General features: G+C 62.0%; 7 protein-coding genes. 3 read left to right on the plus strand and 4 right to left on the minus strand.

The window, feature by feature from the left end; genetic code table 11:
• Positions 1 to 135: 135 nt before the first annotated feature.
• Positions 136 to 1,635: an Asp-tRNA(Asn)/Glu-tRNA(Gln) amidotransferase subunit GatA gene (gene gatA / locus NW860_RS00520; protein WP_414511903.1), complete on the plus strand. Its 1,500-nt coding sequence runs from the start codon at positions 136 to 138 to the stop codon at positions 1,633 to 1,635.
• On the opposite strand, the gene psb28 is transcribed toward gatA, so the two are convergent.
• From psb28 to gyrA, 4 genes are all read right to left on the minus strand, one after another.
• Entirely contained in the window at positions 1,632 to 1,946 is a 315-nt protein-coding gene (gene psb28, locus NW860_RS00525) for a photosystem II reaction center protein Psb28 (protein ID WP_414395904.1), read from the minus strand. The two genes, gatA and psb28, sit on opposite strands and share 4 nt — an antisense overlap.
• A 26-nt stretch (positions 1,947 to 1,972) precedes the next feature.
• Positions 1,973 to 3,145, minus strand: coding sequence for a glycerate kinase (locus NW860_RS00530; protein ID WP_414511904.1), 1,173 nt, complete (start codon positions 3,143 to 3,145; stop codon positions 1,973 to 1,975).
• Positions 3,146 to 3,189: 44 nt separating this feature from the next.
• Complete coding sequence (locus NW860_RS00535; protein WP_414511905.1) at positions 3,190 to 3,585, minus strand: DUF760 domain-containing protein; 396 nt, start codon at positions 3,583 to 3,585, stop codon at positions 3,190 to 3,192.
• Between the two features lie 184 nt (positions 3,586 to 3,769).
• Positions 3,770 to 6,283 (minus strand): DNA gyrase subunit A, encoded by a 2,514-nt coding sequence (gene gyrA, locus NW860_RS00540; RefSeq protein ID WP_414511906.1) that lies wholly within the window; start codon positions 6,281 to 6,283, stop codon positions 3,770 to 3,772.
• Between the two features lie 197 nt (positions 6,284 to 6,480).
• Between gyrA and NW860_RS00545 the strand changes: the two genes are divergently transcribed.
• Together NW860_RS00545 and NW860_RS00550 are read left to right on the plus strand one after the other, a co-directional pair.
• Entirely contained in the window at positions 6,481 to 8,172 is a 1,692-nt protein-coding gene (locus NW860_RS00545; RefSeq protein ID WP_414511907.1) for a SulP family inorganic anion transporter, read from the plus strand.
• A gap of 52 nt (positions 8,173 to 8,224) precedes the next feature.
• Positions 8,225 to 9,064: a DUF6671 family protein gene (locus NW860_RS00550; protein WP_414395913.1), complete on the plus strand. Its 840-nt coding sequence runs from the start codon at positions 8,225 to 8,227 to the stop codon at positions 9,062 to 9,064.
• Positions 9,065 to 9,163: the final 99 nt, after the last annotated feature.

Below are 9,163 nucleotides of genomic sequence, written 5' to 3' on the forward strand. Positions count from 1 at the left end.
GAGCGCCGCACTGACGAGATGGCGAAAGAGATGAGAGAGATGCGGCAAGAGATCCGGGATCTGCGCCGCGACTTTTTGGAACGGCGGTAGCCCAAGCCCTCCAATTGGCATTTGCCCTTCCTTGCAAGTTGGTCTATGTCTGTCATCCGCACCCTCCACCGCCAGTTGGTAGCCAAAGAGCGCTCTGCCGAGGAGATTGCCCGCGAATACCTAGATCGCCTGCACCAACTGGAGCCGCAGCTTAAGAGCTTCATTACCGTCACGGAGGAGCTGGCCCTGCAACAAGCTAGAGCCGTGGACGCCCGCATCCGCGCCGGGGAGGAGATCGGCCCTTTGGCCGGGATCCCCTTGGCTGTCAAGGACAACCTCTGTACCCAAGGGATCCGCACCACCTGCGCTTCCAGGATCCTGGAGGGGTTCATTCCACCCTACGAGTCGACGGTGACGGCGCGGCTGGCAGCAGCCGGCATGGTGATGGTGGGCAAGACCAATCTGGACGAGTTTGCCATGGGCAGCTCCACGGAAAACTCGGCCTTTCAGCGCACGGCCAACCCCTGGGATCTGACGCGGGTGCCGGGGGGATCCTCGGGGGGGTCGGCAGCAGCGGTGGCGGCAGACCAAGCGGTGGTGGCCTTGGGGTCCGATACGGGGGGATCGATCCGCCAGCCGGCAGCTTTTTGTGGCGTGGTCGGCCTCAAGCCTACCTATGGGCTGGTCTCCCGCTATGGGCTAGTGGCCTTTGCCTCGTCTCTGGATCAGGTGGGGCCCTTTGGGCGCACGGTGGAGGATGTGGCCCTGCTGCTGCAGGGGATTGCCGGCCACGACCCTCTGGACTCCACTAGCCTTAGGGTGGAGATCCCGGACTATAGCCAGGCCCTGATCCCCGAGATCAAAGGCTTCAAGATTGGAGTCATCCGCGACCTGCTGGGAGAAGGGTGTGGGGAAGAGACCCGCGCTGCCGTGCAAGCGGCCATCCAACACCTAGAGGAGCTGGGGGCCGAGATCCTGGAGATCGACTGTCCTAGCTTTCGCTATGGCCTGGCTACCTATTACATCATTGCCCCTTCGGAAGCTTCTTCCAATCTGGCCCGCTACGACGGGGTCAAGTACGGCCTGCGGGAGCCTGCCGACTCCCTCTTGGCTATGTATGGCAAGACGCGCGCCCGTGGCTTTGGGCCGGAGGTGAAGCGGCGCATTATGCTTGGCACCTATGCCCTCTCAGCCGGCTACTACGACGCCTATTACCTAAAAGCTCAAAAGGTGCGCACCCTAATCAAGCAGGATTTCCTCAAGGCTTTTGAGAAGGTGGACGTATTGGTCAGCCCCACCACCCCCACGCCGGCCTTCAAAGCGGGGGAGCGGGCGGATCCTTTGAGCATGTACCTGTGCGACCTGATGACAATCCCCGTCAATTTGGCGGGCTTGCCAGCGCTGAGCTTGCCCTGTGGCTTTGCCGACGGCCTGCCCATTGGCCTGCAGATCATCGGCAACGTCTTGCAAGAGAGCAAGGTGCTGCGGGTGGCCTATGCCTACGAGCGGAGCACTGACTGGCACAAGCGCCGCCCCCCGCTACCGCAGCCCTCGGTTGAAGAGGCGAGGGGATCCAAGGCCCAACACCAGCCCAGCAGAATCTAGGCCCTGCCCATCTGGTGAGTTGCCGAGAAGCGCTCCATAAAGCGCAGGAAGCGCTCCCACTCGGCTTCGGTTTCCATGTCGTAGACTACCTCCAGGGCTTTGAATTCCCCGTTGAGGAACTTGGCCGTGATGTTGCGGGTAGTTAGCTCCCCCTCTTCGTCAATCATCCGCATGCCGAGGATGTTTTGCGTATCTGTCTTCAACTCCTCGAAGCGAAAAATGGCAGATCCCCGGCTGCCAGTTTTGGATTTCAGCAGCCGTACCTGGGTGGGTACTTCCTCAATGCCGGGAGAAAACTCAATTCTGGCCATGGCTTCCTAGAGTTACGATTCAAGCATTATAGCTGGCAAAAGGCCCGCAACTCTTGAGCAGCCAGCTGCTCTAGGTAATGGCTGGCCTGGCGCTGGGCTGCGGCCACATCCGGGATCCAGTCACAGAGAGCGCCTACCCGGATGGGGTGGGACTCGACTGCCAAGTCGGTGCGGGCGGCAAGGGAGGCCTGGCCACAGAGAATCAAGAGGGGCTTCTGGGCTGCCCTAGCCTGCTGCAGCACCACCCCTACCACTTTGCCCATGGTGCTCTGTTCGTCAAAGCGGCCCTCGCCGGTGACCACGAGATCAGAGCGACGGATGCGCTCCGCCAGGTTCAACTGCTGAGCCAAAAGCTGGATCCCGGACTCCAGGGTGGCCCCCAAAAAGGCCACCAGCCCTGCTCCTAACCCACCGGCAGCGCCAGCACCAGGGATCCCCTCCACCGCTCGACCCAGGTCGCGCTTGACCACTTCAGCCCAACGCTGCAGCGCTTGCTCCAATTGCTGCACCTGCCGGGGGGTGGCTCCCTTCTGGGGGGCAAAGACGGCGGCTGCCCCCAGCGGGCCGGTGAGGGGATTTTGCACGTCGCAGAGGCCGCGGATGCGCTTGCCCCGCCAGACCGGCTGCTCAGGTGGCTCGATGCGTGCCAGCCGGGCCAACTCTCCCCCGCCCCAGGCCAGGGAATCCCCCGCTTCATCCAAGAGGCGATAGCCCAAGGCCTGGGCCATGCCTGCTCCTGCATCCACGGTGGCAGATCCCCCCAGCCCTATCCAGATCTCGGCAACGGGCTCCCGACAGGCAACCCGCACCAGCTCCCCCAGACCGTAGGTGGTGGTGCGGGTAGGATCCCGCCGCTCGGGGGGTAGCAAGGTCAGGCCCGCCACCTGGGCTATTTCCAGCAGCGTCCGCTTCCCTGCCACCCCGTACTCGGCCCAGACGGGATCCCCTAGGGGGCCAGTAACCCATAGGCCTTTCTTCTCGCCTCCTAACGCCGCTAGCCATACCTCCAGCGTGCCCTCTCCCCCATCGGCTAAGGGGAGCAGCTCCACCTCTGCCTCGGGCAAGACCTGGCGGAGGCCCCGGGAAATGCTCTCTGCGGCGGCCTTAGCCGTCAGGGATCCCTTGAAGCTATCCGGGCAGACTAAAATTCGCCGCAGCGGGCGGCTGAGCTGGGATGCCTTGACTGTCCTTGGTGGCACCAGAGGGTGGACTGAGCTGCAGGCCGACAAAGCCTAGCCCCCGGCTACTGAGTACTTTCGCCTTCTGCCGGCGAAGGTTGATCCGCGCTGGAGGCCTGGGAGGCGTCGATGGCAGCAGGTGAGTTGCCCAAAGACTGCTCCAGGGCCAGGCGCTGCTCCATCACCCGTAGAAAATAGCCCCCCATCATCGCCCCAGAGAGCATCTTTGCCAAACTCTCACGGTTGGTAACGATTTGAACGCCAAATTGGTCGGACGGCAGACTGCCCAGCAGGCTGCGGATGTTATAGCCCAAGATCTCTAGCACTTCTGGAGAAGAATTGCGGGCAATATCCTGAAAAACGCTGGGATCCTGCGCCTGCAGGTATTGCCAGAGCCGGTTGTTGGGGCTAGGCGTTGGCACAGCCTCAAAGCCAGGAATGAAGTTGATTGGGCTGGACATGGAGTTACCAAGCTCCCCAAACACAGCAACTAAAGCCCAACGGGGTGGCCTGCCTGATCCGTCAGGCTCTTGCCGCTCCCCCAATTTGGGCTACGCCCAGCTTACCACCTACGCCTTGCCGCCTTCGGTACGGGATCCCACCCTTTTGAGGCGGCAAATGCCGTACCTAAGAGCAGCCGGAGCTCTAGGGCGAGGGATCCCCGACAAATGAGGCCGGCACCACTGTTACCCCGACGATGTTGTCCTCGGGATCCAGGCGCTGCACCAGCACACCCGTTGCCTCGCGGGACTGGGCAGGAATGGCCTTGGCCAGCTGGCGCATGACCATGCCCCTGGCAGTGACCAAGAGGATCTCGTCCTCGGCATTGACGATGCGCAGGGCCGCTAGCTCATCCGACGCCTGGCGGAACTTGGTGGCGATCACCCCCTTGCCGCCACGGTTTTGCTGGCGGAAATGGTCAATGGCCAAGCGCTTGCCCCGACCTTCCTTGGTGATGACCAGCACCCAGGGATTGGCAAGCCGCTCTCCCTCTTGCTCAGCAGCCCTCACCGCCTCGGCAGAGAGAATATCCATGCTGACGATGGCGTCGCCGGCGTTGAGGGTGATGGCCCGCACACCGCGAGCTGGCCGCCCCAGGGGACGCAGTTGCTCGTCGTCAGCCCGGAAGCGAATACCCATGCCCTGGCGAGTTGCCATGACCACGTCGTCAGCCGGGCGGGCACGGCGCACCCAGCACAACTCGTCACCTTCTTCAAGAGAAATGGCAATCAGGCCATTGGAGCGAACGTTGGCAAAGGCGCTGAGGGCCGTTTTTTTGATGTAGCCCCTACGCGTGAGCATCACCAGGTATTCGTCCTCACTAAACTCGCCCACGGGCACCATCGAGGTAACCCGCTCTTCCCGGCTCAGCGGCAGCAACTGGACAATGGCAGTGCCGCGGGCGGTGCGGCTCCCTTGGGGGATCTGGTAGGCGGGCAGAGTATAGGCCACCCCCTGATTGGTGAAAAAGAGAAGGGTGTCGTGGCTGCAACAGGCAAAAAATTGGGCAATGGCATCGTCTTCTTTGATGCGGGCGCCAGCCTTGCCGCGGGTAGCTCGTCCTTGCACCCGAAACTCTTCGAGGTCCATGCGCTTGATGTAGCCCTGTTCCGTGAGGAAGATGACCATCTCGCGGTTTTCGATGAGATCGGCCACCTCCAGCTCACCGTCCTCCAGGCAAAAGCGGGAGCGGCGCGGGCTCCCAAAGCGGGCTTTGAGCTGCAACAGCTCCTCGCGGATAATCTGCATCACCCGTTCCCGCCGCGTGAGAATGTCCCGCAAATCGGCAATTTGCCGCAGCAAGTCCTCGTGCTCGGCCTGGATCTTCTCGGCTTCCAGGGCCGTGAGCCGGCGCAGTTGCATTTGGAGGATGCCTTCGGCCTGCACTTCACTTAGCCCCAGTTGGCTCTGCAGCTCGGCGCGGGCGGTGGCAGGATCAGCCGCTTCCCGAATGAGAGCAATGACCCGATCCAGCTGCCCCAAAGCCACAAGGTACCCCTGGAGCAGGTGAGCTCGCTCCTCGGCTTTCTGCAGCTCGTAGCGGGTGCGCCGCTCGATGAGCTCTACCCGAAAGTCCAGAAAAGTCTGGAGCGCGTCCCGCAACGTCAAGGTGCAGGGCCTGCCGTTGAGGATGGCCAGCATGTTGACCCCAAAGCTAGTCTGCAGGGGGGTCTGTTTGTAGAGGTTGTTGAGCACCACCTGGGGCTGGGCATCCCGCTTCAGCTCAATGACTACCCGCATGCCCCTGCGGTCGCTCTCGTCGCGGATGTCGGCAATGCCCTCCAGTTTTTTCTCATTGACCAACTCGGCAATTTTTTCAATCATGGCTGCCTTGTTGGTCTGGTAGGGCAGCTCGGTGATGACAATGGCCTCCCGCGCCGGCCGGCCCGGCTGCTCGAGGGTTTCGATGGTGGCCACGCCGCGCAGCGTGATGGAGCCGTGCCCGGTGGCGTAGGCTTCGCGGATGCCCTCCTGGCCCAGGATCAGCCCGCCCGTGGGAAAATCTGGCCCAGGGATCCACTGCATTAACTCCAGGCTGCTCAGGTTGGGGTTTTCGATGAGGGCAATCAGGCCGTCCACCAGCTCTCCCAGGTTGTGGGGGGGAATGTTGGTGGCCATGCCCACGGCAATACCGGAAGAGCCGTTCAGCAGCAACTGCGGGATCCGAGCCGGCAGCACCAGCGGCTCTTGCTGGGATCCGTCGTAGTTGTCGACAAAGTCAACGGTGTTAGCGTCGAGGTCCTGCAGCAGGGCTTCCTGGGCAAAGGCCGTGAGGCGGCACTCGGTGTAGCGCATGGCCGCTGGCGGATCGTTGTCAATGGAGCCGAAGTTGCCGTGCCCATCCACCAGGCGCTCCCGCATGGAGAAGTCCTGGGCCATGCGCACCAGGGCCTCGTAAACTGCCTGATCCCCGTGGGGATGGTATTTTCCAATTACATCCCCCACCACCCGAGCGCACTTGCGAAAGGGCCGATCCGCCGTCAGGCCCAACTCGTACATGGCATAGAGGATGCGACGATGCACCGGCTTGAGGCCATCCCGCGCGTCCGGCAAAGCCCTCCCGACAATAACGCTCATGGCGTATTCCAGGTAGGACTGCGTCATCTCCCGCTGCAGGTCAGTGGAGATGATGCGCGCGGCCAACTCGTTGTCGCTCATGGGGTGGGAAGAATGCCAGTTAGCTTGACGCAGGCAAGGTAGCCCTAGTCTCAGTCTACCATCGGCCTTGTGAGGAGCTTCCCGCCGGGGCTACTCGGGGATCCCTGAAGAAGTTCATAGATAAAAGTCTATTCTCTAACTTAGCCTTAGGGTAACCCTCAATGATAGGCTGCCTATAGCGTTGAGAGTGGCAAGGTATGGTACAGGCTGGCGGAGGCAATCTTCTAAGGGGCTGGCGTCAGCGTCTAAGTCTAGAAAACTGGCGCGGGGATCTCTTCGGTGGCCTGACGACGGCAATTGTGTCCTTGCCGATGGCCCTAGCCTTTGGAGTGGCTTCCGGGGCGGGGCCAGTGGCAGGTTTGTACGGAGCGGTGTGTGTGGGCTTTTTTGCGGCCCTGTTCGGCGGTACCCCCACCCTCATCTCCGAGCCCACCGGGCCGATGACGGTGATGATGACAGCAGTCATTGCCAAGGTTACCGCCCGCTATCCCGAGCAGGGGCTGGCGCCGGCCTTCACGGTGGTCATGCTGGGGGGGCTGTTTCAGATCTTGTTTGGATCCCTGAAGCTGGGCAAATACATTACCCTCATGCCCTATAGCGTTATCTCCGGCTTTATGTCGGGGATTGGCTGGATCATGATTTTGCTGCAGATCCCGCCGCTGTTGGGCCACGCCAGCCAGGGGGGAGTCATTGGGGCCGTGCGGAACCTGCCGACCTACCTGCTCAACCTCAAGGTGCCGGAACTGGGGTTAGGTCTGCTAACGCTGGCAATCCTTTTTGGCTATCCCAAGCCTTGGCGGCGGGCGGTGCCGCCCCAGTTGGTGGCCCTGGTGCTGGGAACGTTGGTGGCCAGCTTGTTCATGGCGGATTGGGATTTGCGGCGCATTGGCCCCATCCCCACTGGCTTGCCGCAGGTGCAATGGCCGCAGCTGCCCTTTGCTGCCTTGGCCAGCCTGGTGTTGGACGGGGTGGTGCTGGGCATGCTGGGCTGCATCGATACCCTCTTGACGGCGGTGATTGCCGACAACCTCACGCGCACCCGCCACGACTCTGACCAAGAGCTGATTGGGCAGGGAATTGCCAACCTGGTCTCTGGCTTCCTGGGGGGCTTGCCGGGGGCCGGCGCCACCATGGGCACAGTGGTGAACATCCAGTCGGGCGGACGTACCCCTCTAGCCGGCATTACCCGAGCGTTAATCCTGCTGATGGTGGTGCTGTTTGCCGCTCCCCTGACCCAAGGGATCCCGATGGCCGTGCTGGCAGGGATCGCCTTTAAGGTGGGGGTGGATATCCTCGACTGGAGCTTCCTCAAGCGGGCCCACCGCCTCTCCCTCAAAGGGGCAGCCATTATGTACGGGGTGATGTTCATGACCGTATTTGTGGATCTCATCGCCGCCGTGGGAGTGGGGGTGTTCGTGGCCAACTTGCTCACCATCCAGCGCCTGAGCGAGCTTCAGTCGGAAGAGGTGAAAGCCATTACCGATGCGGACGATGCTGTAGACCTCACCCCGCGGGAAAAGGAATTGCTGCGCCAGGGCCGCGGCCAGGTGCTGTTGTTTTACTTGAGCGGCCCGATGATCTTCGGGGTTTCCCAGGCCATTTCCCGCCAATATCAGGCGGTAGCCTCCTGCCAGGCTTTGGTGGTGGACCTATCGGATGTGCCAATGCTGGGGGTTTCGGCGACCCTCTCCCTGGAAAATGCCATTCGCGAGGCCCTAGATCGCGGCAAACAGGTGTGGATCGTCGGCGCCAGAGGCCGCATCCGGCAGCGCCTGGAAAGCCTACGTTTGCCCCTGCCGGCGGAGCGGTTTGTGGAAAGCCGAGAGGCCGCTTTGGCCGAGGCCGTCGCCCACTTGGGCTTGGCGGCAAAACCCAGCCCCCTAGTTTGAGCCATCTCGACTGGCCCGAGGACAAAAGCTGTAGGCTTTTTGCAGCACCTCTATGGACTGGAAGGGTCGGATTGCCTACTTGGCAACCCTGCATCGCAAAGAGGAGGTGATTGCCCCTCTCTTGGCCGAGCATCTGGGGATCCAGGTGCAGGTGATACCTCTAGACACCGACCAATTCGGCACCTTCTCGCGGGAGCGCCCCCGGCCAGGGGATCCCCTCCACACCCTACGTCTAAAGATCGAGAGAGCCCGCCAAGCTTACCCTGCCCCCTTGGTTTTGGCCAGCGAGGGATCCTTCGGCCCCCATCCCCAGATCCCTTGGATTCCTTGGAACCAGGAATGGGTCATGCTCAAGGTTTTTGAATCCGGCGCGGATCCCTTGGAGCTGGTGGGCTATGCAGAAAGTACCCAAACCAATTTCAGCCATCGCTGGGTGCAAAGTTTTGCGGAAGCGCTTGACTTTGCCCAAAAAGTCGGTTTCCCCGAGCATGCCCTGATCGCCCTCGACCAGCCGGAAAACCCCCAAGTTATCCACAAAGGGATCCAAGACGAAGCAACCCTGAGGCAGGTGGTGGAGGAGCTGCTGGCCCGGCAGCAGGGGCTGCACCTGGAAACCGACATGCGGGCCCTGTACAACCCAACCCGCCTGCAGGTCATCGCGGCAGCCACCCAAAACCTCATTGCCAAAGCCCAAAGCCTTTGCCCAGCCTGCGGCACTCCCGGCTACTGGCGCATCCGCCCCCTGGCAGGCTTGCCCTGCGGCCAGTGTGGTGCTCCCACCCCTGTGACCAAGGCATGGATCTATGGCTGTGCCCGCTGTTCCCACACCCACACCGAGCCTGTGGCAGAGACCTGGGCAGATCCGGCTCAGTGCCCCTTTTGCAACCCCTAGCTTCCCGGCGCCCCCTCCAACTTCCTCAATGGATCCCAGGGCGAGGGCTCTCCTCTAGTCCTTGATTCACTGGACAATCAGCCACTTTGTGGCATGACC

The sequence above is a fragment of the Synechococcus sp. F70.1 genome, from assembly GCF_047502745.1.
Lineage (GTDB): Bacteria > Cyanobacteriota > Cyanobacteriia > Thermostichales > Thermostichaceae > Thermostichus.

Bases quoted from the DNA above. Each gene is read 5' to 3' on its own strand.
- NW860_RS00545 (WP_414511907.1), top strand. From the start codon at position 6,481: ATGGTACAGGCTGGCGGAGGCAATCTTCTAAGGGGCTGGCGTCAGCGT.
- NW860_RS00550 (WP_414395913.1), top strand. From the start codon at position 8,225: ATGGACTGGAAGGGTCGGATTGCCTACTTGGCAACCCTGCATCGCAAA.
- gyrA (WP_414511906.1), bottom strand. From the start codon at position 6,283: ATGAGCGACAACGAGTTGGCCGCGCGCATCATCTCCACTGACCTGCAG.
- psb28 (WP_414395904.1), bottom strand. From the start codon at position 1,946: ATGGCCAGAATTGAGTTTTCTCCCGGCATTGAGGAAGTACCCACCCAG.
- NW860_RS00535 (WP_414511905.1), bottom strand. From the start codon at position 3,585: ATGTCCAGCCCAATCAACTTCATTCCTGGCTTTGAGGCTGTGCCAACG.
- gatA (WP_414511903.1), top strand. From the start codon at position 136: ATGTCTGTCATCCGCACCCTCCACCGCCAGTTGGTAGCCAAAGAGCGC.